At 65.2% G+C, this 26,932-nt stretch carries 26 protein-coding genes and 1 tRNA gene; 10 read left to right on the top strand and 17 right to left on the bottom strand.

Features of this window, described 5'->3' with window-relative positions:
- Both BEP68_RS18020 and BEP68_RS18015 read left to right on the top strand, forming a co-directional pair.
- A partial coding sequence (locus BEP68_RS18020) for a helix-turn-helix domain-containing protein (RefSeq protein ID WP_187250596.1) occupies positions 1-580 on the top strand: 580 nt, incomplete at its 5' end.
- Positions 580-1,164, top strand: coding sequence for a DUF6036 family nucleotidyltransferase (locus tag BEP68_RS18015; protein WP_187250595.1), 585 nt, complete (start codon positions 580-582; stop codon positions 1,162-1,164). The genes BEP68_RS18020 and BEP68_RS18015, both read left to right, overlap by 1 nt.
- A 436-nt stretch (positions 1,165-1,600) precedes the next feature.
- On the opposite strand, the gene BEP68_RS18010 is transcribed toward BEP68_RS18015, so the two are convergent.
- Positions 1,601-2,206 (bottom strand): hypothetical protein, encoded by a 606-nt coding sequence (locus BEP68_RS18010; RefSeq protein WP_187250787.1) that lies wholly within the window; start codon positions 2,204-2,206, stop codon positions 1,601-1,603.
- 379 nt (positions 2,207-2,585) lie between these two features.
- Between BEP68_RS18010 and BEP68_RS18005 the strand changes: the two genes are divergently transcribed.
- Both BEP68_RS18005 and BEP68_RS18000 read left to right on the top strand, forming a co-directional pair.
- On the top strand, positions 2,586-3,119 hold the full coding sequence (locus tag BEP68_RS18005) for a hypothetical protein (RefSeq protein WP_187250786.1): 534 nt from the start codon (positions 2,586-2,588) through the stop codon (positions 3,117-3,119).
- Between the two features lie 54 nt (positions 3,120-3,173).
- Complete coding sequence (locus BEP68_RS18000) at positions 3,174-4,097, top strand: PrsW family glutamic-type intramembrane protease (RefSeq protein WP_187250785.1); 924 nt, start codon at positions 3,174-3,176, stop codon at positions 4,095-4,097.
- A 473-nt stretch (positions 4,098-4,570) separates the two neighbouring features.
- On the opposite strand, the gene BEP68_RS17995 is transcribed toward BEP68_RS18000, so the two are convergent.
- Both BEP68_RS17995 and BEP68_RS17990 read right to left on the bottom strand, forming a co-directional pair.
- Positions 4,571-5,281, bottom strand: coding sequence for a TIGR00266 family protein (locus BEP68_RS17995; protein WP_187250784.1), 711 nt, complete (start codon positions 5,279-5,281; stop codon positions 4,571-4,573).
- On the bottom strand, positions 5,278-6,057 hold the full coding sequence (locus tag BEP68_RS17990; RefSeq protein WP_315985334.1) for a CPBP family intramembrane glutamic endopeptidase: 780 nt from the start codon (positions 6,055-6,057) through the stop codon (positions 5,278-5,280). The genes BEP68_RS17995 and BEP68_RS17990 overlap by 4 nt, the downstream gene beginning before the upstream one ends.
- Positions 6,058-6,177: 120 nt before the next feature.
- Between BEP68_RS17990 and BEP68_RS17985 the strand changes: the two genes are divergently transcribed.
- Together BEP68_RS17985 and BEP68_RS17980 are read left to right on the top strand one after the other, a co-directional pair.
- The gene (locus BEP68_RS17985; RefSeq protein WP_187250782.1) at positions 6,178-7,098 is read left to right on the top strand and encodes an ABC transporter ATP-binding protein; all 921 of its coding nucleotides are present in this window, start codon (positions 6,178-6,180) and stop codon (positions 7,096-7,098) included.
- Positions 7,095-7,886 (top strand): ABC transporter permease, encoded by a 792-nt coding sequence (locus BEP68_RS17980; protein WP_187250781.1) that lies wholly within the window; start codon positions 7,095-7,097, stop codon positions 7,884-7,886. Before BEP68_RS17985 ends, BEP68_RS17980 begins: the two co-directional genes overlap by 4 nt.
- Before the next feature lie 78 nt (positions 7,887-7,964).
- Here the strand turns inward: BEP68_RS17980 and BEP68_RS17975 are convergent, their stop codons facing one another.
- The 12 genes from BEP68_RS17975 to BEP68_RS17920 all read right to left on the bottom strand — a co-directional run bounded on the left by BEP68_RS17975 (position 7,965) and on the right by BEP68_RS17920 (position 21,765).
- The gene (locus BEP68_RS17975) at positions 7,965-8,729 is read right to left on the bottom strand and encodes a CPBP family intramembrane glutamic endopeptidase (protein ID WP_187250780.1); all 765 of its coding nucleotides are present in this window, start codon (positions 8,727-8,729) and stop codon (positions 7,965-7,967) included.
- A gap of 368 nt (positions 8,730-9,097) precedes the next feature.
- Positions 9,098-9,415, bottom strand: coding sequence for a metal-sensitive transcriptional regulator (locus BEP68_RS17970; RefSeq protein ID WP_261987914.1), 318 nt, complete (start codon positions 9,413-9,415; stop codon positions 9,098-9,100).
- A gap of 28 nt (positions 9,416-9,443) precedes the next feature.
- Positions 9,444-11,702: a heavy metal translocating P-type ATPase gene (locus BEP68_RS17965; protein ID WP_261987913.1), complete on the bottom strand. Its 2,259-nt coding sequence runs from the start codon at positions 11,700-11,702 to the stop codon at positions 9,444-9,446.
- 303 nt (positions 11,703-12,005) lie between these two features.
- Positions 12,006-13,205 (bottom strand): MFS transporter, encoded by a 1,200-nt coding sequence (locus BEP68_RS17960; RefSeq protein ID WP_187250778.1) that lies wholly within the window; start codon positions 13,203-13,205, stop codon positions 12,006-12,008.
- A gap of 10 nt (positions 13,206-13,215) precedes the next feature.
- Positions 13,216-14,370, bottom strand: a complete 1,155-nt coding sequence (locus BEP68_RS17955; protein WP_187250777.1) for an FAD-dependent oxidoreductase — start codon at positions 14,368-14,370, stop codon at positions 13,216-13,218.
- Between the two features lie 122 nt (positions 14,371-14,492).
- Complete coding sequence (locus BEP68_RS17950) at positions 14,493-14,768, bottom strand: YHS domain-containing protein (protein WP_187250776.1); 276 nt, start codon at positions 14,766-14,768, stop codon at positions 14,493-14,495.
- A gap of 35 nt (positions 14,769-14,803) precedes the next feature.
- Positions 14,804-17,074, bottom strand: a complete 2,271-nt coding sequence (locus BEP68_RS17945; RefSeq protein WP_187250775.1) for a heavy metal translocating P-type ATPase — start codon at positions 17,072-17,074, stop codon at positions 14,804-14,806.
- Positions 17,075-17,146: 72 nt separating this feature from the next.
- On the bottom strand, positions 17,147-18,112 hold the full coding sequence (locus tag BEP68_RS17940; protein WP_187250774.1) for a heavy-metal-associated domain-containing protein: 966 nt from the start codon (positions 18,110-18,112) through the stop codon (positions 17,147-17,149).
- Positions 18,109-18,321 (bottom strand): heavy-metal-associated domain-containing protein, encoded by a 213-nt coding sequence (locus BEP68_RS17935; protein ID WP_187250773.1) that lies wholly within the window; start codon positions 18,319-18,321, stop codon positions 18,109-18,111. Before BEP68_RS17935 ends, BEP68_RS17940 begins: the two co-directional genes overlap by 4 nt.
- Positions 18,322-18,431: 110 nt before the next feature.
- Positions 18,432-19,631, bottom strand: coding sequence for an MFS transporter (locus BEP68_RS17930; RefSeq protein ID WP_187250772.1), 1,200 nt, complete (start codon positions 19,629-19,631; stop codon positions 18,432-18,434).
- A gap of 169 nt (positions 19,632-19,800) precedes the next feature.
- Positions 19,801-20,298 (bottom strand): universal stress protein, encoded by a 498-nt coding sequence (locus BEP68_RS17925; protein WP_187250771.1) that lies wholly within the window; start codon positions 20,296-20,298, stop codon positions 19,801-19,803.
- 36 nt (positions 20,299-20,334) lie between these two features.
- Entirely contained in the window at positions 20,335-21,765 is a 1,431-nt protein-coding gene (locus BEP68_RS17920; protein WP_187250770.1) for an MFS transporter, read from the bottom strand.
- Between the two features lie 134 nt (positions 21,766-21,899).
- Between BEP68_RS17920 and BEP68_RS17915 the strand changes: the two genes are divergently transcribed.
- From BEP68_RS17915 to BEP68_RS17905, 3 genes are all read left to right on the top strand, one after another.
- Complete coding sequence (locus BEP68_RS17915; RefSeq protein WP_187250769.1) at positions 21,900-23,120, top strand: 2-oxo acid dehydrogenase subunit E2; 1,221 nt, start codon at positions 21,900-21,902, stop codon at positions 23,118-23,120.
- Between the two features lie 120 nt (positions 23,121-23,240).
- On the top strand, positions 23,241-23,681 hold the full coding sequence (locus BEP68_RS17910) for a DUF6153 family protein (RefSeq protein ID WP_187250768.1): 441 nt from the start codon (positions 23,241-23,243) through the stop codon (positions 23,679-23,681).
- Positions 23,682-23,770: 89 nt separating this feature from the next.
- Positions 23,771-24,361 carry a DUF305 domain-containing protein gene (locus BEP68_RS17905; protein WP_187250767.1) on the top strand — a complete coding sequence of 197 codons (591 nt, stop codon included), beginning with the start codon at positions 23,771-23,773 and terminating at the stop codon, positions 24,359-24,361.
- Between the two features lie 244 nt (positions 24,362-24,605).
- On the opposite strand, the gene BEP68_RS17900 is transcribed toward BEP68_RS17905, so the two are convergent.
- Positions 24,606-24,696, bottom strand: a tRNA-Ser gene (locus tag BEP68_RS17900).
- 57 nt (positions 24,697-24,753) lie between these two features.
- Entirely contained in the window at positions 24,754-25,800 is a 1,047-nt protein-coding gene (locus BEP68_RS17895; RefSeq protein ID WP_187250766.1) for a hypothetical protein, read from the bottom strand.
- A gap of 127 nt (positions 25,801-25,927) precedes the next feature.
- Here BEP68_RS17895 and BEP68_RS17890 point away from each other — a divergent pair, with 127 nt between their 5' ends.
- Positions 25,928-26,704, top strand: a complete 777-nt coding sequence (locus BEP68_RS17890) for a hypothetical protein (protein ID WP_187250765.1) — start codon at positions 25,928-25,930, stop codon at positions 26,702-26,704.
- Positions 26,705-26,932 lie beyond the last annotated feature (228 nt).

The raw sequence follows: 26,932 nt of genomic DNA, 5'->3' as shown, positions 1-26,932 counted from the left end.
CGACATGACGAACGCATCAGTTCTCTTGCGCGCCGCTCGAAAGAGCCGCGGCCTCACACAGAAGGATCTCGCCCAACGGACCAACGTCGACCAGGGCCGAGTCTCGCGATTCGAAAGCGGTCGCGAGGCCGAGTTCAGCACCGTCGAGCGCTTCCTCAGCGGCACCGGCCACCGACTGTATTCCGCACCCACGCGGCGGGACGACGCGGCGACCATCGCCGCAGCGATCCGTAGGTACCTGCGTGCGGGCGACAAGTACAGTGCTCTTCGCGAGCTCATCCAGTTGAGTGACAACCTCGACTCCGAACACGGCCTTGTACGCGGGGTCCTCGGCCTCGCCGAGCCGGAGCCGACTGGCGACCGCGCGTGGGATGCGGCCCTTGCAGCACTCGTGGATCTTCGCCTCGGCGAGGAGGGACTCCCCTCTCCCGCATGGGTTGACGCTCCGAACAGACAGCTCCGGGCGCCTCGAACCCTGGACGTCGATCCTGCGGACCCGATCCCAGCCCCCGAGGACGTCCCCGCCGAGTTCCTCGAGCGTGGCGTCCTTGTCTGGCGAGACACTCTGGCGAGCGTCTGATGGGCGACTCGCTCGATCGCGACGACATCATCTCCGGCCTCCGTGACCTCGTCGGTGAGCTCCACACGGCCGGTGAAGTCGCGGGCATACGCCTCGTCGGCGGTGCCGCGCTCGTCATCAGGTACTTCGACCGGCGCACCACTGGAGACCTCGATTCTCTTCACATTCACCCCGGAAGCGATGACGCCGTCCTCGCCGCAGCCGAGCGTGTGGCGGATCGACGAGGATGGAGCGCCGGCTGGTTCAACTTCGCGGTGGAGAACGCAGACTCGGTGCCCACGTTCGGGCGGCGACCCGTCGAGTGGGAGACGATCTACGACCGCGACAGCGTTGTCGTCCAAGTCGCCTCGAAAGAGGCGCTCCTCGCCATGAAGCTCCGCGCCAATCGCCCGGGGCGCGACGTGGACGACATCCGCCAACTGCTCGCCCTGTGCAGCCTCACCACGCTGGCGGACGTCGAGGAGCACTACGAGGACTTCTATCCCGGTGACGGCCTCACCGACCGCGCTATCGGCATGGTCGAGCGGATACTCGACGGCGGATTGCCGACAGTGGTTCCCTCGCCCGGACCAATCGACCTCTGACGTCACGGCGGGCGACGACGTTCTCAGTGAAGGGTTTCACCCCGGCTGAGCATCCCACGTACTCGGCAACGCGAGCAGCCCGCGAGGCGGACCGTTTGAGGTTGGTGACACGGAAAGCCGTCGAGAATCGGTTCTGCGCTGACGGGGATGCGAACGCTTGGGCTACGGGGTCATAAGCCCCGGAGGGTCGGCACTGCTTATGACCCCCGATGCGACTTCGGCGGAAACTCGCGGACTTCGTGCGCTCCCGTGCGCTCGATTGCTGGGGCACTTCGACGGAGATCCCCAGTAATCGAGCGGATCCGAGCGGTTCGTTGCTCACTTCCGCACGCGCCAAACTCAGAAACCTCCCTATGCGGGTTCCTCGTGGATCCGCGTAATCCGGGGGTTTCTCGTCTTCAACCCCACAAACCTCAGTTGGCGAGCGATCGCGTGGTCACGAGTTCGAAAGCCAGGTTCTCCAGGACGTGTCCGGGGCGACGTGCGCCGCAACGTCATCGAGCTTCCCCGCGAGCTTCTCCCACCGCGGCTGTGCACCGAAGTACTCGTGCAATCCGGTGACGAAGGTCTGCGCACGGTCCAGCTGGTCGTGCTGCAGGTACCAGCCGAACACACCCTCGAAGTCGTTGAGCTTCTTGGCGGAGAGATAATCGACGGCATCGGCCGTCGTCGTGAGCTCGTTCATCCTGCTGACCAACGCGTCGAGACCGCGAACTGCTACCGCCGAGAGATCGTCAGGGTCGGATGTGTGCGTGACGATGATCGCCTCATCGAGATTCCGATCGACGTGATTGGGGCGGAGCGTGATGTTGCGTCCCGTCGTGCGTCCAAGAAGCTGGTCGAGCACCGGCACGCTGATGATGCCGTTGAGGTACACAAACCCCTTCATGTAGTCGAACTTCGCCCGCTGAACCTCGATCCTCTGGGGTGTCTCTCCGACGGTGCGCTCAAACCTCGGGCCGGTGCCCTCAAAACCGCGTTCCCTGAGGTACGGCCGCACCGTGACGCCTTCGAGGTCCTTGACGGTCTGCGAGAGCTTCATGCTCATCAACCATACGCAAGTGCGTAGGAGCAACGCAGACGCCGTCAGCTTGACCGTCAGATGCGCCGCCGTACCCCGCGGGCACTCATCATGGGGCCCTGCCGCGCGCGCCAACCTCACAAACCTCAGTTGGTCATCGAGCCACTACTCGCTCCCGTCGCGACCGCCTCCTGATCACGAATGAGTGCCCCCATGTCTGAACCGAAACCGATCGACAAGAAGGCCGCCCGGCACATCCGCGCCCTCGTCATCACGCAGGACGACGCACTGAAGGGTCGCCCCTGGCGGTCGATGAAAGCGATCACGCGCGCTGAAGGCAGGCGAGATCAACTGACCTGCGCTCGACGCTCACCCCACACACGACCTCGAGGAGACACCGATGGCTCTCATCTACAGCACGACCCCGCACGACACCGACGAGCTGGTTGCTCTGCGTCAGGTCATCAACGACAACGAGCGCGCGTTCTCGGATCTCAGGACCATCCACAGCGACGACCAGCGGCGTCTCTGTGATGAGTACGACGCCCTCATGGCCGCGCAGCGACCGACCTACCCGACTCCGGAGCACCTGCAGGGCCTGGACATGGTCGCCGAGATCATGCGCGCCGTCACCGAGTACGGCGACCACCACGGTTCGCCTCGGGCGGTCGATCACGAAGCTGGGCGAGCTCTCCCCCGCAGCGTCGACTTCTCATCGTTCGCCTGCAGGATCAACGTCCGCGCCCTCGCCCCGTACCGTGCCCGCTCCTCGCAGCATGCATGGGCCTTCACGGAAGACGACATCGAGGCTTTCCGGGACGAGCTGGCGAAGCGCCCGCTCGGCATCGCATCCCAGAGGCAGCACGAGGATGTTGTTGCGTTTCAGGTCTACGTCGCCGGCGTCTCCCACGCGCTCTCAGCGACAGCAGGGTAGAAGCGAAACGTGCCAGCTCGTTAGGTGATCGTCCCCGCCGGTAGCATCGGTCCTATGTCCCGCCCCTCAGGAACTGCCCCGCTCCTCGTCGCTCTCCTCAGCTTCGGTATCGGGGTCGCCCTCGCATATTGGGGAGGGATGCTCGAAGTCGGCGTCGCCGCATCCTCCACGGGCGACGCCGATCGCCCCTCTTACCCACTCGTCGTGGTCCTCCTCGGAACCCTCATCGGTACGGCCGGGCCGCTTGTCGGCATCGGCTGGTACCTGCGCCGACGTGTTCCGATGACAGGTCGCCTACACAGAGGGCAAGCCCTGTGGATCGGTCTCGCCTGGGGGACGGTCGCGTACTTCCTTGCGTCGTCGCTCAACGGCCTGGCCGGGATGTTCGTCGGCGGAAACGTGGCTCCGGGCTTCATCGAGGAGTTCCTGAAGCTCCTCCTCCCGGTCATTCTGCTGCTGTCGTCGCGCAGCTACCGGACGCCGCAACTCGGCGTCTGGCTCGTGTTCGTGTCCTCCGCGTGGTTCGCACTCCTGGAGGGCATCAGCTACATCGTCACGGCGATCGACCCGGTCCTCAACGGCGGCCCCGTCCCGTCGGACGAGGCGTTTGACACGTCGATGAGTGTCGTCGTACGCGTGATCGCCGAAGCCTCGCATCCGCTGATAACCGTCGGGGCCGCGATCATCATCTGGCTTGCGGCTACCCGGTTCTCCGCGGCCAAAGCCGTCGGTATCGGAATCCTCGCGTACCTCGCAGCCGCCCTGATCCACGGGCTCAATGACGCCGTCATCAGCGGACCGATACGCGAATGGAGCGTCCCGCTCAGTGTCGCACTGCTCGCCGTCTACGTCATCGCGATCCTCGTGTTCTGGTTCCGCCCACAGGTGCTTCGCTTGCAGGCATACGACGTCGCGGACGATGCGCCGTCCGCTCGCACGGCAGCGCGGAGCAGTACCGAAGAGGACCGGACGTCCTAGACGTCGTTCTTCCGCTGACCAACGCGGCAGCGCCGAGCCGGACGACCGGCCACAGAATGACGGCGAGGGCAGTGATCACCCGTTAGCCGAATCCGACTGTCCTGAAACGAAGTTTCACGACGATATTCGTTGGTGATTGCGCCCCGCAGCGGGACCCCGCGTCCCGGAACCGTTCGATCTCGGCGGTCTGCCGCTATCCTCGACGCCGTGCACGTCTGCTCACACCTTCAGAGGCTCCTAGAGGTTCTTCTCGATGTCCTGTCCGTGAGCCGATGGCGCTCATCTCCGCGGTAATTACGAGGCCGCCCGGATCGGGCTGTGCTCGTCTACTTCTAGAGAAATCCTTTGCCTCACGGCGACACTGACGGGGCGAGTGGGCATGAGCTGCCTCCCCGAGCGCGCAGCGGGGTTGCGGCCTGACTGCCTCGGGGCAACGCACCCCGATGACCGGAGCCCGTCCTCCCTTGGAGAGGTCAGTTGTTGTTGCTGGACGATGACCGATCGGGAAGGTAGGGCTCGATCGCGGCTGCGAGTTTGGCCGGTGTCATCGACTGCAGCCAGACGTGGCCGGGGCCGTGAAGCTCGGCAAGGAACATGGAGTCGCCGAAGAACTTGTTCTTGATGCCTTTGATGCTCGCGAACTCGAGCGTCATCTCGGCCCGAAACATCGCCAGGTGCCCGGGGTGGATGAGTAGCGACTCTCCGGCTTTCAGCTCGTACTCCGTGATCTCGCCAGCCAGTTGTACCCAGGCGGTTCCCTCTCCCGACAGCTTCTGAAACACCACGCCCGCGCCGCCGAAGATCCCGGCACCGAGCTTCTTCTGCAGGGCGACGGACACTTCCACCTCAGGAGTGCTGGCCGTGTAAGCGCCCGCCTGGATCATGAAGGTATCCGCCGGGTCGATGCGGAGTTCGCGGATCGTGCCAGGCAGCTGCGCGGCGAATGCGACCATGCCGCCACGCGGCGCGGTGTACCGGGTGAGGAACAGCTGCGCGCCACCGAGGACGCGTTTCAGCCCGCTCATGAAACCGCCTTTGCCCCCAGCACCGTGTGCCACCGAGGTGTCGAGTTCCATGCCCGGGGTGAGCCAGGCGACGTCGCCTCCCTCGGCCACGATGGATTCGCCCGGTTCGAGGGTGACCTCGAGGATCGGCATGGTCGTTCCGGAGATCACAGGGTTCATGGCGTAATCCTATTCGCCGTGACTGCTCGAACCGGGGCCTTCTCGTCAGTGCCCTTGATCACCCAGTAGACGACGGCGAGGGAGAGCGCGGCGATCATAGGGGTGAGGATCGCCCCGATCGGCGCGGCGACCGCTGCGTGCCCCGCGGCGAAGACCGACACGTCCCAGAGGCCGTGGAGGAGCATCGCCCAGATCAGAGACCCGGTGACGCGTCGCACGATGTAGAAGGCCGTGCCTGACGCGAACGCGACGGCCGCCTGTGCGAGTGAGGCGAGCAGGGGTGCGCCGAGCAGTGCGTTGGCGAGGTGCATGAGGCCGAAGAGCGCGCTCGTGAGGAACCACACCCACCCCTCACTCAGTTGCGAGCGGAAGGCCGTGAGGAGGAGGCCGCGTGCCATGAGCTCTTCGCAGAACCCGACCAGCATGCCGAGGGCGAGCAGCGACAGGATGAAGGACGCGTCGAACTGGGACCAGTCCGTGACGAGCAGATTGGCGATCGCGGCGACGAACATGATGATCGGTGCGAAGATCGGCCACTTGTGATGTGACCGTTGACTGTCGAACAGGGCTGGACGCCACCAGCCCAGCACGGACGTGATTACGATGAGCAGTGCGGCCCCCGCGGCGAGGTCCATGACGGCGCCACGCCAGGTGAACTCCGCCGTGGTTCCGATGTCGGGGAAGGGCACCCCACTCAGCAGCGACACTGCGACGATGACAATCACATACGCGGCCCAGATGACGAAGCCGAACCAGAGACGGGGTGAGATGCGCACGGGGTGCCCTTCGATCGGTCGACGCCAGTGCGGCCAACATATCGGTTGCGCGGCGTGATCGATTACCTGGTTCACTGAAGACATGACACATACCCATGCAGCCAGGACCCGCGGTACCGCATGATCGAGCTGCGCAACGTCTCGAAGCGCTACGGCGACAAGGTCGCCGTCAACGACATCTCGTTCGCTCTGGCCCGCGGCAAGGTCACCGGCCTTCTCGGACCGAACGGTGCGGGCAAATCGACGACGATGCGCATGATCGTCGGCCTGGACCGTCAGACGGAGGGATCGGTCACGGTCGACGGCGTGCCCTTCAGAGAGTCGAAGGCTCCGATGCGGACACTCGGTGCCATGCTCGACGCCCACGCTGTCAACCGCCACCGCACCGCTCGCAATCACCTGCAGGCACTCGCGGCGACGAACATGATAGATGGCGCGCGCGTGCAGCAGGTGCTGGAGCAGGTGGGCTTGGCCAGCGTCGCCGACAAGCGCGTCGGATCCTTCTCGCTCGGCATGGGGCAGCGACTCGGCATCGCGACCGCGATCCTCGGAGAACCCGCTGCGCTGCTGCTCGACGAGCCCGTGAACGGTCTCGACCCCGAGGGCGTGCTCTGGGTGCGCGAGCTCATGCGCTCACTCGCAGACAAGGGAACGACCGTGCTGGTCTCGAGCCACCTCATGGCAGAGATGGCGCTCAGCGCCGATCACCTCATCGTGATGGGGCGAGGCAGGGTCATCGCCGACGCACCCATCGACGAGGTCGTCGACCAGTTCACGCGGGCCACGGTTCGTCTGAGATCCCCGGAACCGGATGCCCTCCTCCGCGCGATCCGTGCTGAGGGAGGCTCCGCCGAGGCTAGCCCCGACGGGGACATCGCGATATCGGGCCTACCTGTCGAACGGGTGGGCGAGCTCGCCGCAGCCTCCCAGACCGTGCTGCACGAGCTGGTCTCGCACCACGGCTCGCTGGAGGACGCCTTCCTCGAACTGACGAAGGACGACGTCGAATACGCTCCGATCTCGACGGAGGCCGCCGCATGAGCACCTCGAACACCTCAACCTCCCGCGCATCGATCACCGGCGCGATCAAGGGCGAATGGATCAAGCTGTTCGGAATGCGATCGAACCGGTGGCTGATCGCCCTGGCAATCATCGTCCCTCTTCTCGCCATCGTGATCTGGGCGCTCAACGCGAATCCCGCATCCTCGTCCTCCTTCGATGAGTCGAATGCTGTGCTCGGCTCTGTGACGTCGTCGCTGTTCGAGGCTCTCGTGCTGTTCGTGCTCTTCGGCGCCCTGGTCGGCACGAGCGAGTACGACACCAGAACGATCAGCACGACCATGGTCGCTGTGCCCCGCCGGTGGCCGATCGTCGTCGCGAAGGCCGTCGTCGTCGCCGTGACCACGGCGACCGTGAGCATAGTGGTGCTCCTGGTCGGGTTCCTCCTGGCGTCCGTGATCGTCCCCACCTCGGCGCCGGTGACGCTGGCGGAGCCGGGGCTGATCCCCGCTCTCGCGGGCACTGCCCTGTTCCAGGTCTGCGCAGCGCTCATCAGCCTGTTCCTCGGCATCACAGTGCGTTCGAGCATCGGAGCGATCGCCGGCGCCTTCGGGTTCTTCTACGTCATCCCCGGCGTGATCAATCTCGTGTCCATCCCGGCGATCCAGGCGTTCGGGCACTCCTTCCCGGGCCCTGCATCCGACTCGTTGACGGTGCTCACCGCACCTGCCGGCGGTCTGCCGTACGGGGTGGCCGCGATCGCCCTCGTCCTCTGGACCGGGATCTGGCTGCTTATCGCGCTGCGGGTCACGACGCGCAGAGACGTCTGACCCTCGCGGGTTTCACACCCGCAGCGTGAACGGAAGAAGGGTCGGAGTTATCGCTCCGGCCCTTGTTCTGTGTTCGGCTCAGCCGATGGGGTGCGTGCTCGTAGCGTGCTTGCCCTCGCGTCGGGTGAGGACGATCGCAACGATCACGGACGCGATACCGATGGGGATGCCGAAGATGGCGGTCAACCCCGAGTTCGCAGCGAACGAGGAGAAGTCCCAGAGTCCGTGCAGCAGCATCGCGGCGATCAGCGTGCCGCTGACGCGACGCAGCAGGTAGAAGGCGCTGCCGATCGCGAAGGTGATGAACACCTGGCTGATACCGAGCACCCCTGTACCGAAGAGCGTGTTGGGAAGATGCAGCAGACCGAACAGCAACGTGCTGAAGAACCACACGCCGAGCTCACCGAAGCGACTGCGCAGCGCGACGATCAGTTGTCCGCGCGTGGCCAACTCCTCGTTGAAGCCGACGAGAAGACTTCCGATGGTGAGCAGCAGCCACATCGTCGGTGTGAGAGCACTCGTGTCTCCGACAATCAGGTTCGCGAGCGCCACCAGCGCGAGAGCGCCGGGAAACACCCACACCCACCGCGGCATCCGTGCGCGGGACTCCACCAGCGACGGACGCCACCATCCGTAGACCGACACGACGATCGTGATGACGACCGCTCCCGCGAGAAGCGGAGCGACGTACCACTTCCACAGCGTGTCCTCGCTGTCTCCGATGCGGTTGTAGTCGATGCCGTTGAAGATCCACACGCCGTAGAACACGGCCAGGTAGAGCACGAGGCCGAGCACACCGAGCCAGACGCGAGGAACGATGCGGAGAGAGGATTCAGTCGCCATGTGCCGACACTAACGCGCGAGGGCCAGATCGCGGCGATGCAGCACCACACTGCTCCTTCGCCGGCGATGAGAGATCTGGCGCGTCAAGGCGATCGCTCAGGTTCGGCATCAAGCCCGCGTGTCGCCTCGAGAGCCCACGCCAACACTCGAAAACCCGCTCTCATCTGCTCAGCCCCATCTCACTTCAACGTCTGGCCCATTGGGCACGATAAGACCACTTATCGCAACTAAGCCGGCGCAGCCCGATCTCACTTCAACGTGCGGCCCATTAGCCACGATAAGACCAGCTATCCCGACTATCCGGCGCAGCCTATCTCGCTTTACGACCGTGGTCCGCGTCTCACCGGACGTTGGGACGACCCGATCCTTCAGGAACGAACGAGACGCGTGATGGCGTCAGTAGCTTCTTTGATTTTCGCGTCGGCGCTGGCACTGTCCATACGGGCGGCGTCCAGAACGCAGTGCTTGAGGTGGTCGTCGAGAAGTCCGACGGCTACCGCCTGGAGGGCGCTTGTGAGTGCGCTGATCTGGGTGAGGATGTCGATGCAGTACTTTTCCTCGTCGACCATCTTCGTGATTCCGCGTGCCTGGCCCTCAATGCGGCTCATGCGGTTCAGATACTTTGCCTTGTCAGTGATGTAGCCGTGGGAGTGTGCGTGGTCAGCGGTCGTCGTGTCAGCAGTCATGTCCAGATCCTTCATTCTGTGGTCACGGTCAACGGTTGAGGACTGACCGGGTGCTTGCTTCGGGCGTGAGGTCGATGCGTCGCAACAACTGGGCGTTGAGGGCGACGACGACGGTCGACAGAGACATCAGGATAGCGCCGACCGACATCGGCAGGACGAAGCCGACCGGGGCGAGCACGCCGGCGGCAAGCGGAACTGAAAGGAGGTTGTAGCCGGCTGCCCACCAGAGGTTCTGTTTCATCTTGCGATAGGCAGCGCGGGATAGTTCGATCACGGAGACCACGGACCTTGGATCTGAGCTCGCAAGGATTACGCCAGCGGAAGCGATGGCGACATCGGTTCCCGCGCCGATGGCGATGCCGACGTCGGCCTGGGCGAGAGCCGGTGCGTCGTTGACCCCGTCGCCCACCATCGCCACTTTCTTGCCCTCGGCCTGCAGCTCTTTGACTTTGGCCGATTTGTCTTCGGGGCGCACGCCTGCGAAGACGCGGTCGATGCCGAGCTCGTTGGCAACCGACTCGGCCACGGCGTGGGCGTCGCCGGTGATCATGACGACCTCGATGCCGAGCCGGTGCAGGGCGTCAACGGCCGGCTGCGATTCTGGCCGTACCTCGTCGGCGAGTTTCAGCCCGCCCACGACCTGCCCGTCGACGACGACGTGCAGGATGATTGCTCCTTCATCGCGCCACGCGTCGGCGGCCGCGATCTCGTGCCCGCCGACCTCGTCGAGGAGCTTCGGTCCGCCGACGCGAACCTCCCGGCCGTCGACCGTCGCCGCCACGCCGACAGCGGGCGACGAGGTGAAGCCGGATGCCTTCGCGAGAGCGACACCCTTCTCTTCGGCCGCACGAACAATCGCACGGGCGAGAGGGTGCTCACTGTCCGCCTCGGCGGACGCAGCGAGCAGTAGCAGGCGTTCGGCGTCGATGTCGCCTGTGGGCTCGATGCCAGTCACGGTCGGCGCCCCCTTGGTGAGGGTGCCGGTCTTGTCAAACAGGATGGCGTCGACCGTGCGCATGCTCTCCAGTGCGAGGCGATCCTTGATGAGGACGCCTCCGCGGGCGGCGCGCTCGGTGGCGATCGACACAACCAACGGGATCGCGAGGCCGAGGGCGTGGGGGCAAGCGATGACCAGGACAGTGATGCTTCGCACGACCGCGGCATCCGGGTTGCCGACGATGGTCCAGATCGCAGCGGTGAGCGCTGCCGAGAGAAGAGCGAACCAGAACAGCAGCGCGGCCGCGCGATCGGCGATGCGCTGTGCTCGTGAGGACGAGTTCTGCGCCTCGGTGACGAGACGCTGGATGCCGGCGAGGGCGGTTTCGTCGCCGGTGGCGGTGATCTCGACGCGCAGGCCTGAGTCGGTGGCGACGGTTCCTGCTGTCACGGTGTCGCCCGAGGTGCGGGTGACCGGACGTGATTCACCGGTCACCATGGATTCGTCCATCGCTGCTGTGCCGTCTGTGATGCGGCCGTCGGCGGGCACGCTTCCGCCAGGTCGGACGACGACGACATCGCCGACGACGAGATCGGCGGGCGAGACTTTCGCGATCGTGTCGCCCTCGACGCGCTCGGCCTCATCAGGCAGCAGAGCCGCGAGCGAGTCGAGCGCCGAGGTCGTCTGCGCGAGCGAGCGCATCTCAATCCAATGACCGAGGAGCATGATCACGATCAGGAGGGCGAGCTCCCACCAGAACTCGAGCTCGTGATGGAGGAGCCCGAGCGTCGCGCCCCACGAGGCGAGAAACGCAACCGTGATGGCGAGTCCGATCAGGAGCATCATCCCCGGCTTGCGCGTTTTGAGCTCGCTGACCGCACCGGTGAGGAACGGCCAGCCGCCCCACACGTACATGACCGTGCCTAGCACCGGTGCGATCAACTGCGCCCAGTCGGGCACGTCGTATCCGAAGATCATCGCGAACATCGGCGAGAACACCACGACGGGTACCGCGATGACGAGATTGATCCAGAACAGACGTCGGAACTGCCCGACATGATCACCATGACCGCCGTGCCCCCCATGGCTGTCATGCCCCCCATGGCTGCCATCCCCCTGATGATGGCCACCCCCCACGTGGCCGTCGTCCCCGGCACGGCGGCCGTGCACTTCATGACCGCCGTGGTCTTGAAGGCCGTTGTGATCCTCGTGGCCGCCGCTGTGGCTGGCATGATTCAGTTCGTCGTGAGCACCCTGAGGGCGGGACGCGGCGTGTCCGTTCGTGGTCCGATGGGTCGCCTCGTGAGGGGTGGGCGCGGGTGTGTCATCGTGCACGTTCGGCTCAGACATGAGACCTCTTCCTGGGGCTCGCGACCGTGTGACGGCCCGGTTTTGTGGAACGGGTAGCGGGTTGTCCCGCCGTGGAGGTCATCAGCACTGGCATGAGCCGTCCTCTCGCCGTCTATCGCAGTTCCGCTACCCCTATAGGGTATACCCGGTTGGGGTATTTGGTACAGGCGGCTGCCTAGCAGAGTGCGGGAAGCGAGAAGAGTCGCGGGAGCTAGGGCGGGGAGCCTGAGACCGGACTGCACAGGTCCCGATCCGTATCCGCCTGGCCCACCATGATGCCAAGATCCGCAACGCATCGTCCCCTCACTCGACGGCGTCCGCGCGCGAACGATCTCTGATACGGGCGCGCCAGACAGCGGCGATTGCACCCAGCAGGGCGATCACGACGCCCAGAATGATCGCCGTCGTATGAAGCGACAGAACCGGTATGAGCACACCCGCGATGAGGGTGGGAACACCGAATGCGAGATAGGAGACGGTGTAGATGACAGCCATCACCGAGGCTCGCTCGTCAGGGTCGATGCGTGACATCAGGGACTTCAGCACTCCCATGAATGCTGTTCCGAAGCCGGTTCCAATGATCGCCACGCTGATCAGGTACGTAGGGAGCGAGTGCGACAGGAGCGCCACCACGCTCAGTGCGGTGCCCAAGCTGAGAGCAGACGTCCCGTACACGCTGACGAGGCGAGCCGCCTTGCGGTGCAGCAGGACCGAGGCGGCGATGCCGGAGATTGCGAAGACCGGAATGGCGAGACTCTGTTGCGCATGCGTTGTCGCATCGAAGACTTCCTTGACAACCGACGAACCCAGCGCGAGAAACATACCGTTGGTCGCCCAGCCAGCGATGACGGCGGGGACGGCGACGAGGAACGGAAGACGCAGGTGGTCTGGAACCGCCGGCTTCGACAGCAAGTGCCTTATCCGCGTACGGACTGGACGCAATTTCTCGGGCGTTGTCCACACCAACGCAGAGATCAGAACGAAAGTGATAGTGAGTGAGCCGAAAACCACGTCGGTTGCGTTGGCGAAGAGATCGAGTGCGATCGCTGCAGTGATCGCGCCGATGCCGAGCCCGATCATGGCCGAGATCGTGTTCCACAGCGAGGCCGCCTCGGCGCGTCGGGGATGAGCGAAGTCGATCACCATCGCGGAGAGGGCAGGAAGGAGAACGCCGGCCGCGATCCCTTGAAAGGCCCTCGCGAAGAGCAGCATGGTCAGATCCCCGGATTGCCAGAAAATGAGGATGCTCAGGGCCAGCAAGAGAGCACCCGCTGATATCAGAGGGCGTCGGCCTACAGTGTCGGAGAGTGCTCCCGTAAGCAGGAGCGCGGTGAGCATCGTGAATGCGTAGATGGCAAAGATCAACGTGGTGGCGACGGGCAATAACCCCAGTTGCCGGGCGAACTCGGGATAGAACGGGGATGGCGCGCTAGCCGCGACCATCAGCAGCGTCGTCGCAGCAGCGGCGAATCCGAATCCCCAGCGGCTGAATATCGTCGACACTTGCGGCACGTCAGGGTGAAGTCTCGTGAAGCCGCGGTCCCCACTGGTAGACGGCACCCACGGCGTCTATACCGCTGACGCCGACGATCACGTCACCGTGCCCGTGCACGACGACGAACTCCTCCGCTCCTTGGATGTGCGCGCCCTCCGGACCGGCGGTGAAGCCCGCTCCTGCGATCACACGACCGTAGATCATCGCCATGTGGGCGCTCCGAGGCCGATAGGGTCCGGGATCCTCATTGCGGCCGAGCTCGTGGAGCAGCATCTGTGCGACGTGTGCTCCTTGTGCCGCCGCGTCGTCCCAATGGTCGATGCGCCACGTGCCGAGGTGGTCATCGTGATGTTCGACCACGCCTCCTGCCGCGTAGACGCTCACGTGATTCTGGGCGCGCAGCCGCTCGTCGACGTCGACGCCCGTTCGCCACGGCGCAGGGGCCGCGGGCGTGGTTCCGAGTGCGAAGATAACCAGGTCAGCAGTGAGTTCGGTGCCGTCGTCGAGGCTGATGATCGTCGAGTCCCCGTCCAGACCGACACGACTGATGGTGCGGCCGAAGAATGTGGTCACTCGCGCCTGATGATCGGCTGCGATTCGTGCGGCGACGGATCTGCCGAATGTGGCGACGCCCGGAAGCGGGCTTCGGGCGATGAGGCTGATCTGGTGCCCCTTTTCCTGCAGTGCCGATGCCGTTTCGGACGCGATCAGCCCGGCACCGTAGATCGCGATTCGGGCGGGGCCGCCGCATGCGAGCACGGCCTCCCTGACGCGCACCGCGTCTTCGAGCGAGTGAAGAGTCATCAATGAGCCAGCGTGCGCAGCTGGTTCTGAGCCGGGCACGTCGCTCGCGAGGCGGCGAGGGTGACTCCCGGTCGCAACGATCAGCGAGTCGTACGTGATCGTCATTGTCGAGGCCAGATGGACCTCGCAAGCGTCAGGATCAACACGCTCGACGGTGTCGGCGATGTACGTGACTTGGGGCAGAGGAAGCTGTGTGAGCTCGGGATCCATGGCACCGTATGCGACACCTTTGATCAACATGCGCGAGTATGGCGTTTCGTCTGTCTGCGCGATGACGGTGGTCTGGATGCCCGCCTGCCCAGTGAGTGCTCGAGCGGCGGCGGTGCCAGCTGCTCCGGCGCCGAGTATCACGGCGTGGTGCGTGGTCATGGTGGGCATTCTCCTGTTGTGTGTGAGCGAGCCGGTACTTTGAGAGGCGCGACAGCGAATAAGTGGGTTGCGGTCGGCGGGGCTCACGGCACGTGATGTTTGCCGTGAACCCCGCGCCCGTGTCAGGCCATGTTGGCGGCGTATTTTGCGGGGTCGGAGTCGAAGGCTGGACCGCATCCGGCGCAGCAGAAGTAGTAGCGCTCGCCTTCGTGGTCTCGGAAGAGTCCCACGGCTTCGGCGGCCTTCTTGCTGACAGGGTTCCCGACCATGACCGGGCAGGTCGTCAGGTCATCGCTGGATCCGCCGGCGAGCAGGTTTTCACGTCCGTTTCCTGCCGCGGCAGGGTTGGGTGCGCTGGTGCTGCAACAGCTGGCGGGGGCCTCGGTGTCATTCGTCATGCTGGGTGGTTCCTTTCTTGTTTTCTCGGGGCGCGTCACTGCTTGGCGACGCTCTTGAACCCGCGCAAGCGCAGGCTGTTGCCGACGACGAAGACGCTGGACAGTGCCATCGCTGCGCCGGCGAGCATGGGGTTGAGCATTCCGAGCGCGGCGACCGGGATCGCCGCCACGTTGTAGGCGAACGCCCAGAACAGGTTGGTCTTGATGGTTCCGAGCGTCTTGCGCGACAACCGGATCGCATCGACCGCACTTCGGAGGTCCCCGCGCACCAGGGTGATGTCGGATGCTTCGATCGCGACATCCGCTCCCGTCCCCATCGCCAATCCGAGGTCGGCCTGGGCAAGGGCGGGGGCGTCATTGACGCCGTCCCCGATCATCGCGACCGTCTTCCCTTCGCGCTGCAGCCGCGTGACGACATCGACCTTGTCTTTGGGGAGGACCTCAGCGATTACCTCCTCGATCCCCACTTCCGCGGCGATTTGGCGGGCCACTGCTTCGTTATCGCCGGTGAGCAGGATGGGGGTCAACCCGATCTCCTTGAACCGGGCGATCGCCTCGGCGCTACTGGGCTTGACGGTGTCGGCCACGACGAGGATGCCGCGGGCCTGCCCGTCCCACCCGACTGCGACGACGGTTTTGCCCTCGCCCTCGGCGCGGGCCTTCGTCGCCGCAAGCTCTCGGCTCAGCTTCTGTGACCACTCGGCAAGAAGCGAATCACGACCGACGAGAACGGCGTGGCCGTCGACGATGCCCTGGACTCCCTTGCCTTCGATGTTCGCGAAGTCCTCCGGCGTCGGCAGCGCGCCGATTTCTTGGGTCGCGCCCTTGGCGATCGCCTGGGCGATCGGGTGTTCGGAGGCATCCTCCAGCGCACCGGCCAGTCGCAGCAGCTCCGCACGATCCGTGCGGTCCTCCGTGAAAACGCCGACGAGTGTCATCTTGCCCGTGGTGACGGTACCGGTCTTGTCCAGTACGACGGTGTCGATCTTGCGGGTGGATTCCAGAACCTCCGGACCCTTGATGAGCACTCCCATCTGCGCGCCGCGTCCGGTGCCGACCAGCAGTGCGGTGGGGGTCGCGAGCCCCAGAGCGCAGGGGCACGCGATCACGAGGACGGCGACCGCTGCTGTGAATGCTGCGGTTACCGGGAATCCGGCGCCGAGCCAGCCGCCGAGTGCGACGAATGCGATCACGATGACGATCGGCACGAACACCCCCGAGATCCGGTCAGCAAGCCGCTGCACTTCCGCTTTCCCGGTCTGTGCGTCTTCGACGAGTTGGGCCATCTGCGCCAACTGTGTGTCGGAGCCGATCCGGATCGCGCGGATCACGAGCCGGCCCCCGACGTTCGTAGTGGCCCCCGTGACGGTGTCGCCCTCGGTGACCTCGACCGGCACTGCCTCGCCTGTGAGCATGGACGCGTCGACGGCCGACGTGCCGGAGACGACGACGCCGTCAGTGGCGATCTTCTCCCCGGGGCGCACGATGAACTCATCACCCACCTGCAGATCTTCGACGGGAATCTTTGTCTCCACCCCTGCACGCAGCACGGAGACCTCCTTCGCCCCGAGTTCGAGGAGTGCGCGCAAGGCCGCGCCGGCCTGCTTCTTGGAGCGCTTCTCGAAGTACCGGCCGGCGAGGATGAACATCGTCACCCCGGCACCCACCTCGAGGTAGATGTTCGCCGCCCCGTCGGAAGGTGCCAATGCGAACTCGAACGGGTGCGTCATTCCGGGGGCGCCCGCGGTGCCGAAGAACAATGCGTACAGCGACCACAGGAACGCAGCCGAGGTGCCCATCGAGATCAGGGTGTCCATCGTCGCGGTGCCATGCTTGAGGTTCGTCCATGCGGCCTTGTGGAACGGCCATGCGGCCCAGAGGATCACAGGAGCGGCGAGGGCCAGCGAAGCCCACTGCCAGTAAGTGAACTGCAACGCGGGGATCATCGCCATCGCGATCACGGGCACCGTCAGCACGATCGCGCCGATCAGCCTGTTGCGCAGCGACAGCAGCTCCGGATCCGTGTCGTCGGTGTCACCGGCCGTCCCGGAATCCTTCTTGCGGCCTCTCGGGGCAGGCAACGCTGCGGAGTACCCAGTCTTCTCGACCTCGGCAATCAACAGTGCCGGGTCGTAGCCGTCCGGGACCGTGATCTTCGCCTTCTCCGTGGCGTAGTTGACCGTGGCCACGACACCCTCGAGCTTGTTCAGCTTCTTTTCGATCCGCATCGCGCAGGACGCGCACGTCATCCCGCCGATCTCCAACTCGACGCCTGACCCCACGTTCGGGGGTGCCGATGTACTCATGTGCTTTCCTTCTCTTGGCTCTGATGGAGGGAGCTGTAGCTGTCAGCTGCAGCGGAGACGGGACCGGGCTGGTCAGTGCCCGTCGTCGTGTGACCCGCTGTCGGACTCCGTCGCGCCGTCATCGTGGTGCGCGGCCTCGAGGACGAATTCGGCGGTGTACACCTGTCCGTCGACCTGGAAGTCGAGGTACAGCAGGTAGCGACCCGCGGTGGGGGCTTCTGCGGCGAAGGCGATCTCCGGTCCGGATGTCTCTCCGGCTTCTGGTTCGTCGCCCTCGGCGTGCACGTGCAGGTAAGCGAGGTCACCCTCGCGGAGCGCGACCAGGTGTCCGAACGCCCCCAGATACGGTTCCAATTCGGTGACGGGCTCACCGTCGCGCGTGACGGCGAGGACGAGATCGCGTGCCGACCCTGCTTCGAGATCGCCCTCGAGGGACACCGTGAAGCCATCGACCTCTGCGACCCGAGTAGGTTGCGGCACCACAGGACTGAAGTCGCCTGCTACCTGGACGGTGCGAGTCAAGGTGAGCGAGGGCGCGTCCGCGCCTGCCAGCGTGAAGTCCGCGAAGACACGATACGTGCCGGCCTCGGTCCATTCCCACGGCAACGACCACGTACCGGTGGACTCGTCGAGTGTCGGGTGGACGTGGCGGAATTCGCTCCCGTCCGAACGCGCCACGATGAGGTGCAGATCCTTGTCGTGCGCCGTGGCGTACTCAGTGATCGGTGTTCCCGCGGAGTCCTGGATCTGGAAGCTGAGCTCACCGGCCACTCGTACCTCGGCCGGCGCGTCGACCGGCGACAGCAGGTATCCGTCGATGCTGAGCGAAAGCCCCTTCAAGGCAGCCGCGGCCGCGCGTACCGAATCATCGGTCGCTGTCGCCGGCGTCCCATGGGCGTCGTGATCCTTCATGTTTGCACCTTTCGTCCAATCGCCGACGACGCTCGTCGGCACGATGACCTGCGCGAGGCCGAAGGCTCCACCGAAGGCCACGACCAGCCCAAGGCCGTAGACAGCGAGTCGTCCGCCGGCGTTCATACCGTTCGCACCGCCGAATATCCTGCTTCCGCTACGGCGGCCAGGATCTGCGCGTCGTCAAGGGAATCCGAGCCGGTCACGACGAGCTTGCCGGTCTGGGCGCTCACCTGAATGTCGTCGACACCGGGCACCTCGGCCACTTCCTCACGGATCGACATCTCGCAGTGCCCACAGGTCATCCCGGTCACCTGAAATTCATTCGTCGTCATGCTGTCTCCTCCTCTTGCTGGTGTTACCCCCAGGGGGTACTTGTATCAAGCGTATACCCACGTGGGGTATTCCGCATTGCGTGAGCTTCGACGAAGAACCGTCTCCCGACCTAGGGCGCTGTCCGACGTCGTGGGGTCAGGGCAGCTCTCAGCCCTCGCGTCGCAAGCAAGGCCGCGGGGAGAAGAAGCGCGTAGGTGAGCTGCATGACAGGGACGGATCCGACCAGTCCCTGAAGGATTCCGGAGCCGATGTAGAGCACTCCGGCGAGACCGCTTCCGATTCCGAGCACCATCCCCGCCGCGGCGGACGGCGCCCCGGGATTGAGAGCCTGCGCAGCCACGACGAGCAGTGGCTGACTGGCGAACAGCATGAATCCGGCGACCGCCCCCGCGATCAATGTGCCGCCCCCGACCGGCAGCTGGAGACCGACGAGCAGCGCGCCGACCGCTGTGAGCAAGGAGACGACCGTCGTCCTGACACTGCCGACGCGGGATGCTGACAGGCCTCCTACGACAGCTCCCAGGGCCGCTGCCAAGGAGAAGGCGGCGAGCACCCAGCCCAAAAGAGGGGCATCCGCCGGGATGCCGTACTCGTTGACCAGCCACAGCGGAACGGCGCTGGTATAGGTCAGGAAGGCGAGACCGATGAGGGCGGCACCCAGGGTGAGGAAGACAGTCTGACGATGGAATGCAGGGATGGTGAGCCGGCGGTGCGTACGCCGCCGTGCGTGCGGTTCGAAGTCCGGCAGGAGCAGGTAGACGAGCACGGCGAAGACGAGGCCGGGCACCATGAGCCACGGTGTCACCTGGATACCGAAGTGCGCGATCAGAGCCAAGATCAGGACCGGGCCAATGGCGAAGCCGACCATTCCTCCTGCGGTGAACAGCCCCACGGCGAGGCTCGGATTCTTCGAGGCCGGACCACCGACGATGCTGGTCGAGACCGGATGCAGTGCGGCGGATCCAAGTCCGCCGAGTACGAGCAGGAGCAGGAGCACCAGCACCGTCGAGGCGACGCCAAGGAGGCCCAATGCTACGGCGGCGAGGGCGACTCCGATCGCCGCCACCTGGCGCAGGCCGACGCGCTCCGCGAGAGATCCCAGAATGGGTTGGGATGCCGAAGAACTGATTGTGAACGCTGCGACGAGCAACGACAGAAGGAACGGGCTTGCCGAGAACTGCGCTTCGAGCGTCGGCAGCAAAGCTCCGAGGATCGCGGTAAGCGCATCGTTGGCTAAGTGCGTGAAAGCCAGGAGTATGGCAACCCACGTTCCGCTGATGCGCGAGGCGCGCGTGATCACATGAGGCATGGACGACACTTCTTTCACTGGTGCGGAGACCGATGCCGCCGGCGCGAGCACGCGAGGAACACGTGACCATGTGCGTGTCAGCGCTCTGAGCATCGCGCACCGCGCGCTCATGGCCGGATCTGCCGCGCATTGCTGTGAGACAGATCCGGCCCGAGCGCAGGCGTTGGCCCTACGAAGCGGTGGAGAGGGCGCGGGTGCTGCGGCGGGCCACAGCAACGTCGTCCGACGGGATCACGAGGGTGGGGCGAGTCGCATGGTGGAGCACGCTCGCGGAAGTACTCCCGAGCAACGTGGCCTTGAATCCGCGCAGGCCCCGAGACCCGAGAACGATCAGATCGACGTTCAATTCTTCGGCGGCGTCGACGATGGCCTCCGACGCGGTGGCCATCGTCGAGGAGATCAACGGCTCAGCGTTCAGTCCCAGATCGCGCGCCAACTGCGCGCCGTCGGCAGCGATCTTCTCAGAGACGTCAAGCACCGCAGCGTCGAGTCCCTGTAGTTTCTCGAGGGCCGGATGGCCCTCGAGGTGAGCGGCGAACCCTTCGAGGGGTTGGCGGGCGTTGAACAGGATGGCGGTGGCGCCGGGGAACAGTCCGGCCACCGTGTGTATCGCGCTCTGCGCGTTCGGTGATCCGTCGTACGCGATGAGCAATTTCGGGGTAGGCATCAGCATTTCCTCACTAATCAATGGTTGGGACGCGCGCTAAACGGTGATCGACTCGCCGGAAGCGACCGCAGACGCCCGAGGCTTCGTCATGGTGATGGCAGTGATGATCGCGCCAAGCAGCGCGAGGATCGCAGCGCCGATGAAGGCCGCCGAGTACCCCTGGGTGAGTTCCACCTTCGAAGCATCGGTGCCGGCGATGCCGTAGACGATCGCCGTGAGCACGGCGAGTCCAAGTGCGGATCCGATCTGGTAGCTGGTGCTCACGAGACCGGAGGCGACGCCGGTCTCCGCCGGAGGCGCCGCGTTGATGGCTGTGCCGAGCGACGGGACGAAGGCGAGCGACATGCCGAGCGCCGCCAAGAGCGACGCGGGCAGCACATCGACCGCGTAGTTACCGTCGGGGCGGACGAACGCCAGCCATGCCAGACCTCCCGCCAGCAGCAGGAGGCCGGTCACGATGAGCGACTTCGCGCCGAATCTCTCCTGGAGTCGCGGTGCCAGGGCGATCATCACGAGGACGACCAGGCCGGTCATCGGAAGCAACGCCGCACCCGCGGCGAACGCACTCGCGCCGAGAACCTGCTGCAGGTACAGGTTCAGGAAGAACCACATCGACACCCAGGCGGCGCCGAGCATCAGCTGTGCGCCGTTCGCGGCTCCCAGCAGAGGCGCACGGAGCAAGCCGAGGCGCAGCAGTGGGCTGCGGCTACGTGCCTGGATGACGAAGAAGACCACCAGCAGGACGATCCCCGCAGCGAGCATGCCGAGAGTCGTCCACGTGAGCCAACCGACCTCTGGAGCGTTGACGACCGCGTACACGACGGCGGCCAGTCCGACGGTGACCGTGACAGCCCCGGCGATATCGATCGAGCCCGTGGCTCCCCGGACGGTGCGAGGGAGGGATGTCGCGGTGAAAGCGAGCACGAACAGCGCGATCGGCACTGTGACGTAGAACACCCACGGCCAGCTCACGTACTCGGTGAGAACCCCGCCGAGGAAGACGCCGGCGGTTCCGCCGATCGGGGCGGCCGCTCCGTAGACGGCGAACGCCTTGGGGAGATCGGAGGTGCCGCCGAACAGCATCATCAGCAACGTCAGTGCGGCAGGGGCGATCATCGCGGAACCTGCGCCCTGGATCGCGCGACCGGCGATCTCGACACCGACGTTGCCGGCGGCCCCCGCCATGATCGAGCCGGCAATCAGAACCAGCCAGCCGAGGACGAAGATCTTGCGCGCCCCGAACGCGTCAGACAGGCGGCCTCCCAGCAGCAGCAGTCCACCGAACGCGACCACGTAGGCGTTGAACACCCAGGACAGTGATTCCGGGGTGAAGCCGAGCGCGCGCTGGATGTCCGGCAGGGCTACGCCGATGATCGAGGTGTCCATGATGACCACGAACTGTGCGGTGGCTATGAGCACAAGGCCGAGCCATCGCTTCCCTCGCGACATGGATGGGGGTGTGGACATGTTTCGTTCCTCCTAGGAAGCTGCGCCGGACTGTCCGGTCGCGGTGTAGCCTATACCCATAGGGGGTACGGGTGCTCCGGAGTATGTCGGAACACGGAATCCAGGCAACCCCCGGCCGTGAAGGAGACGAAACGATGGGTCAAGCCGTTCACGTTCCGGCGCTGGGAGAGAGCGTCACCGAGGGGACCGTCACACGATGGCTGAAAGCTGTCGGTGAGCGGGTCGAGCTCGATGAGTCCCTGGTGGAGATCTCAACCGACAAAGTCGACACCGAGATACCCTCGTCCGTCGCGGGTGTCGTCGAGGAGATTCTGGTGCTCGAGGAAGCGACGGTGCACGTCGGCGATGCTCTCGCACTGATTGGAGACGGCCGCAGCACCCGAAGCGAAGAACTCAACGCGCACGCGGCGACGGCACCGATGCCGGATCAGGGCGTTCATGGTGCGTTGCAGGAAAACACCACGGATGCCTCGGCGGCACCGATCGAGCCCGTTGCTGCAACGACTGCGACATCTTGCCCAGATCTGGGTAGTTCGGTCGCCGCGAGTGAAACGCCGCGCAAGCGTGAACGCGGTGGCGACCTCGCCTCCGCCACACACGAAGATGGCGGAGACCACGGCCTCGGGCGGAACGTCTCGCCGCTACGCGGCACAACGATGCGGATGACGCGATTGCGGAAAGTTATCGCCGACCGAGCGCTCACGTCGATGACATCGATGGCGCAAGTCACCACGGTGGTCGAGGTCGATGTGACCCGCATCGCTCGTCTTCGGGACCGAGTCAAGACCGAGTTTCACGGCAAGACCGGCCGCAAGCTCTCTTTCTTGTCATTCTTCGCAATGGCTTCGGCCGAGGCGCTCCGGGTTCACCCGATCATCAACTCCACGGTCGACGGCGACAGCATCGTGCACCACGACGAGGAGAACTTGAGCATCGCCGTCGACACGGAACGGGGACTCTTAGCCCCCGTGATCCGCGACTCTGCGCAGCTCGACATCGCTGGCCTCACCGCTCGGATAGCGGACCTCGCTGAACGCACTCGCAGCAACCAGCTCAAGCCCGACGAGCTCACAGGCGGAACCTTCACGCTGACGAACACGGGTTCGCGCGGAGCGCTCTTCGATACCCCTGTCGTCTTCCTTCCTCAAGCGGCGATCCTGGGCACCGGTACCGTCGTGAAGCGCCCAGTGGTGGTCTCGGCTGCAAACGCGGATGCGATCGCCGTCCGTTCCATGGTCTACTTGGCGCTCTCCTACGATCACCGCATCATTGACGGCGCGGACGCCGCGCGATTCCTTGCCACCGTGAAGGCGCGTCTTGAGGAAGGAGCCTTCGAGACGGACCTCGGCATCTAGCGAGTCGCTACCGCGCAGCGTCCTAGTCGACAGGAGACCGCCCCTGTCTGACCTAGCTGAAGCCGGCGACAGAACGAGAACAGACGAGAGTGGTAGCGTGCTCCGAATCGGAGGTCAAGTATGCAGCTCGAGCACCGCGAACTGCAGGTGCCAGTGTGCTTGCGCGCTGCACTGCTTTGGGTAGCCGGTGCCCTGCTGATCATCGTCGGGCTGCTCGGCATGCACACTTTCAGTGCCGATTCGGGTGGTCACGGTGCTGCAGTCCCGACTCACTTCGCCTCCGCTGACGACCTGTCGGACCACGTGGCAGCCAGCACCGTGAAAGAGCATGCGTCCTCATGTGATGACGCATGTGTGACCGGCTCAGGTGGTGGGCATTCCGGCATGACCTCAGTGTGCATCCTTGCCCTACTGGCGGGTCTCCTGATCCTCCTGAGACCCCTCCTCGAGCGTCGACTCGGACGGCCGCCTCAGCTGTCGGTGTCTCGACTGCGGCTGGACGCGACACTGACCCTCAACCACACGCCCTCGCTCATATTCCTGTCGATTAGTCGCACCTGAGTTGTCTGCGTCGACCCTGCGTCGACATCCAACGTCACCAATCACAGACGTTGACATTGACACTTACTCGACAAATCGAAGGAACCACCATGAAGAAGCTTTATCCCGCGCTGGGCACCGGTCTACTCACCCTCGCGTTTGTCCTCGCTGGCTGCGCCGACGCCTCTGCTCCTGCGGAGAAGGCCACTGCGTCGTCTGAATCGGCGAGCGCGACAGCAAACGAGGCCGACGAGATGTTCGTGAAGATGATGATCCCGCACCACCAGCAGGCCGTCGAGATGTCCGAAATCATCCTCGCCAAAGATGCCCTCGACCCTCGAGTCTCCGAGCTCGCCCAGCAGATCAAAGATGCCCAAGGGCCCGAAATCGAACGCATGCTCAGCTGGCTGGAGAACTGGGGCGTCGAGTACGACCCCGACGGTATGGAAGGCATGGATCACGGATCGATGGACGGCATGATGTCCGAGGAGGATTTGGCCGCTCTCAAAGAAGCCGACGCACAAGAGGCCAGCCGACTCTTCCTCGACCAGATGATCGTGCATCACGAGGGCGCAGTCGACATGGCCGAGACGGCCCTCAACGACGCCCAAAACACTGACGTCCTCGATCTGGCGCAACAAGTGATCGATGACCAGACGGCTGAGATCGCGACTATGCAGGACCTCCTCGACCAGCTATAACCACCCTGGGCGGGCCGCACCACAACCGGCCCGCCCAGCCCCAACCTCGATGCACTTCTGATCTTGTCGCCGCCGAACCGGCATCCGCGCACTCCTTGACGCCTCGCCCTACTCGCCCGCAGGCAAGATCGACTCCATCCAAGCGCCCCGTTACGTAGTGATCTGGTCAGTTCGAGATGTGCACCAAAATGCAACACGCCCGACCCCGGATACGGAAAAACCCCCGATTTCTCGGGGGTTTCCATGGCGGTGACGGTGGGATTTGAACCCACGGTAGGGGGTTACCCTACACAACTTTTCGAGAGTTGCACCTTCGGCCGCTCGGACACGTCACCGCGGACTAGCTTACGACAACCCGCGCCACGGCGCGAATCGAGTGGGTCAGCACCGGATCACCAGGCGGCGGCGACCTCCGAGTGCGTGCGCAGGATGCCGTCGGTCGTCCCCTCGGGGGCCCGGCCGATGCCGCACTCGGTCGCGACGCCGAACTGCGGAGCGAAGCGCTGGGCCACGGCGATGCGCCGCTCCGCTCCCTCCGCGCCGTCTTCCCGGTGCACGAGCCCCAGGTACAGCTCACCGTCGTACGCGAGGTCGGCGAGGGGCGCGAAGTACGCCTCGTCATCGCGTTCGATCGGCACGGGCAGGTGCAGCCAGGTCAGCGGGCGGGCCGATGCGGCGATCACGGCGTTCGCGTAGCGGACGAGGTTCGCGGCATCCGTCGGCTCGAAGAAGTGCTTCTCGGCGACGTCTCCGTAGCAGAGGTGCACTCCGACCTCGACGTCGGCCGGCACGGCGTCGATCAGTCCTTCGAGGCGCGAGACGAGACCGGGGAACGGATCGCCCTCCCACCACACGTCCATGACCCGCCCGAACGCCGGCGCGGCCTCGATGATCCCCATCTCGCTCGCCACGTCCCACTGGATCGCGAGGTCGCCGTGCGGGATCGCCGCGAGGATGCTGTCGACCTCGCGCCGCAGCGCGGCGGTGTAGACCGGGTCGATGGCGGCGCGGTCATCGCCGAAGAAGAACGATGAGACGACCGCGACCGTCGTCGGAAGTGAGACCTGGAAGCGGGTCGCGGCAGGTACGACGCCCTCGTCTCGCAGGCGCGAGAAGATCGCATACGACTCGATCGCGGCATCCGCATATCCCAGCGGCGGGAGCTGGATGCTCGCCGCGTCCACCCCGTCGGCGATGCGCAGCGGTCGAGCGTCGATGCCGGCCCTGAACGGGATGGGCTCGTCGCCGATGCGCTCGATGCCGTCGGCCTCGCCGAGCACGTCGGGCTGGAACATGATCCAGTGGAATCGCTTGCCGACCTCACCGTCGGGGATGCGGCGGAGCCGCGGACCCAGCAGTTCGGCGGCGGTGCGCATCGTGGTCTCGGCGTCGTCGAAGTTCACACTGCCCACGAGGAGGGCACCCTGCGGCTGAGTCATGCATCCAGGTTATCGGCGGGTGTTTTCACCGGCACCCTCTCGGGCGAACGCCGCGCCTCCAAGTTAGGCTGTCCTAAAGGCATCCGTCGCAGGGTGCGCCGCGGAGTCGAGGCACGGAGGGGACGCAATGGGCTTCATCACATCGGAGGCGCTGGCAGAGACCGGCTACGTCGTGCTCGACGACCACGATCAGGCGTCCGATCCCGCGGAGTGGCTCGATCTCGAGTACATCGGCTGGCGCTCGTCGGGCGTCACCCGCTTCGCCCCGCTCGCCAGCTACGCCGGCGCGATCGAATGCAACGGCTTCTGGAACCAGACCCCTCCCCGCACCGACAAGGACGGCGTGTGGGTCGAGTCGCAGGTCGCGATCGCCCCGACCCTGCAGCGACGCGCCCTCGAGCCGGGCGCCGGAGTCGGCCGCTGCCGCGTCATCGAACTGCAGCCCAACGAATACGCGGATGCCGTCTACAACCTGCACCAGGACGACAACAACCGCCTCAACGAAGACGGCACCGGCTGGGTCGTGCGCGGCTACTACAACCTGTCCGATGACACGGATTCGCTGCTTCTCCTGCGCTCCGACCGCTTCGACCCGGCGACCGAGATCCGCCTGCCGTTGCGCGAGGGATCCCGCATCATCGTCGACACCCAGCGCTTCTGGCACGCGGTCTGGCATCGCGGCACGACCCCGCGGTACGCCCTCATCACCTCGTGGACGTCGGGTCCCGAGCTCGACGCCTACATCGAGGCGAACCACGGCGACCCGCACCCGGCGACCGTCGACCTCGACCCGCAGCTCGTCGACGACGCGCAGGTCGAACTCCACCGTCGCATCGAAGAGCGCCGCCGCGTCTTCGAGGCGCAGGGCATCGTGATGGAACCGCGCGCCGACCTCAGCGTCTGACCTCCGCGCTTCCTCGGTCGGGCATGATGACGGAGCCCCGCCCCGATAGGTCCGGCATCTGACCTCGGCCGGGCTGGCGTCCGTCTGCAGGACCGATGCACGTATGCAGGACCAGAACGCGGTTCTGAACCGACATCGGTGCTTCCGTCCCGCACACGGTCGCCGACACGACACCGGGCGGGCCTGTCATTCCCGAACCCCGGCACGACGTCGGACTCCCCCCCCCCC

Source organism: Microbacterium sp. 4-7 (genome assembly GCF_014332665.1).
Taxonomy (GTDB): Bacteria; Actinomycetota; Actinomycetes; order Actinomycetales; family Microbacteriaceae; genus Microbacterium.
This window is presented reverse-complemented; position numbering and strand designations above follow the sequence as displayed.

Coding starts and splice junctions, on each gene's coding strand:
- BEP68_RS17970 (WP_261987914.1), bottom strand. CDS start 9,415: ATGACTGCTGACACGACGACCGCTGACCACGCACACTCCCACGGCTAC.
- BEP68_RS17940 (WP_187250774.1), bottom strand. CDS start 18,112: ATGAACGCCGGCGGACGACTCGCTGTCTACGGCCTTGGGCTGGTCGTG.
- BEP68_RS18015 (WP_187250595.1), top strand. CDS start 580: ATGGGCGACTCGCTCGATCGCGACGACATCATCTCCGGCCTCCGTGAC.
- BEP68_RS17905 (WP_187250767.1), top strand. CDS start 23,771: ATGAAGAAGCTTTATCCCGCGCTGGGCACCGGTCTACTCACCCTCGCG.
- BEP68_RS17930 (WP_187250772.1), bottom strand. CDS start 19,631: ATGCCTCATGTGATCACGCGCGCCTCGCGCATCAGCGGAACGTGGGTT.
- BEP68_RS17980 (WP_187250781.1), top strand. CDS start 7,095: ATGAGCACCTCGAACACCTCAACCTCCCGCGCATCGATCACCGGCGCG.
- BEP68_RS17955 (WP_187250777.1), bottom strand. CDS start 14,370: ATGACCACGCACCACGCCGTGATACTCGGCGCCGGAGCAGCTGGCACC.
- BEP68_RS17925 (WP_187250771.1), bottom strand. CDS start 20,298: ATGCCTACCCCGAAATTGCTCATCGCGTACGACGGATCACCGAACGCG.
- BEP68_RS17935 (WP_187250773.1), bottom strand. CDS start 18,321: ATGACGACGAATGAATTTCAGGTGACCGGGATGACCTGTGGGCACTGC.
- BEP68_RS17950 (WP_187250776.1), bottom strand. CDS start 14,768: ATGACGAATGACACCGAGGCCCCCGCCAGCTGTTGCAGCACCAGCGCA.
- BEP68_RS17945 (WP_187250775.1), bottom strand. CDS start 17,074: ATGAGTACATCGGCACCCCCGAACGTGGGGTCAGGCGTCGAGTTGGAG.
- BEP68_RS17975 (WP_187250780.1), bottom strand. CDS start 8,729: ATGGCGACTGAATCCTCTCTCCGCATCGTTCCTCGCGTCTGGCTCGGT.
- BEP68_RS18000 (WP_187250785.1), top strand. CDS start 3,174: ATGTCCCGCCCCTCAGGAACTGCCCCGCTCCTCGTCGCTCTCCTCAGC.
- BEP68_RS18005 (WP_187250786.1), top strand. CDS start 2,586: ATGGCTCTCATCTACAGCACGACCCCGCACGACACCGACGAGCTGGTT.
- BEP68_RS17890 (WP_187250765.1), top strand. CDS start 25,928: ATGGGCTTCATCACATCGGAGGCGCTGGCAGAGACCGGCTACGTCGTG.
- BEP68_RS17995 (WP_187250784.1), bottom strand. CDS start 5,281: ATGAACCCTGTGATCTCCGGAACGACCATGCCGATCCTCGAGGTCACC.
- BEP68_RS17915 (WP_187250769.1), top strand. CDS start 21,900: ATGGGTCAAGCCGTTCACGTTCCGGCGCTGGGAGAGAGCGTCACCGAG.
- BEP68_RS18010 (WP_187250787.1), bottom strand. CDS start 2,206: ATGAAGCTCTCGCAGACCGTCAAGGACCTCGAAGGCGTCACGGTGCGG.
- BEP68_RS17985 (WP_187250782.1), top strand. CDS start 6,178: ATGATCGAGCTGCGCAACGTCTCGAAGCGCTACGGCGACAAGGTCGCC.
- BEP68_RS17965 (WP_261987913.1), bottom strand. CDS start 11,702: ATGTCTGAGCCGAACGTGCACGATGACACACCCGCGCCCACCCCTCAC.
- BEP68_RS17895 (WP_187250766.1), bottom strand. CDS start 25,800: ATGACTCAGCCGCAGGGTGCCCTCCTCGTGGGCAGTGTGAACTTCGAC.
- BEP68_RS17910 (WP_187250768.1), top strand. CDS start 23,241: ATGCAGCTCGAGCACCGCGAACTGCAGGTGCCAGTGTGCTTGCGCGCT.
- BEP68_RS17920 (WP_187250770.1), bottom strand. CDS start 21,765: ATGTCCACACCCCCATCCATGTCGCGAGGGAAGCGATGGCTCGGCCTT.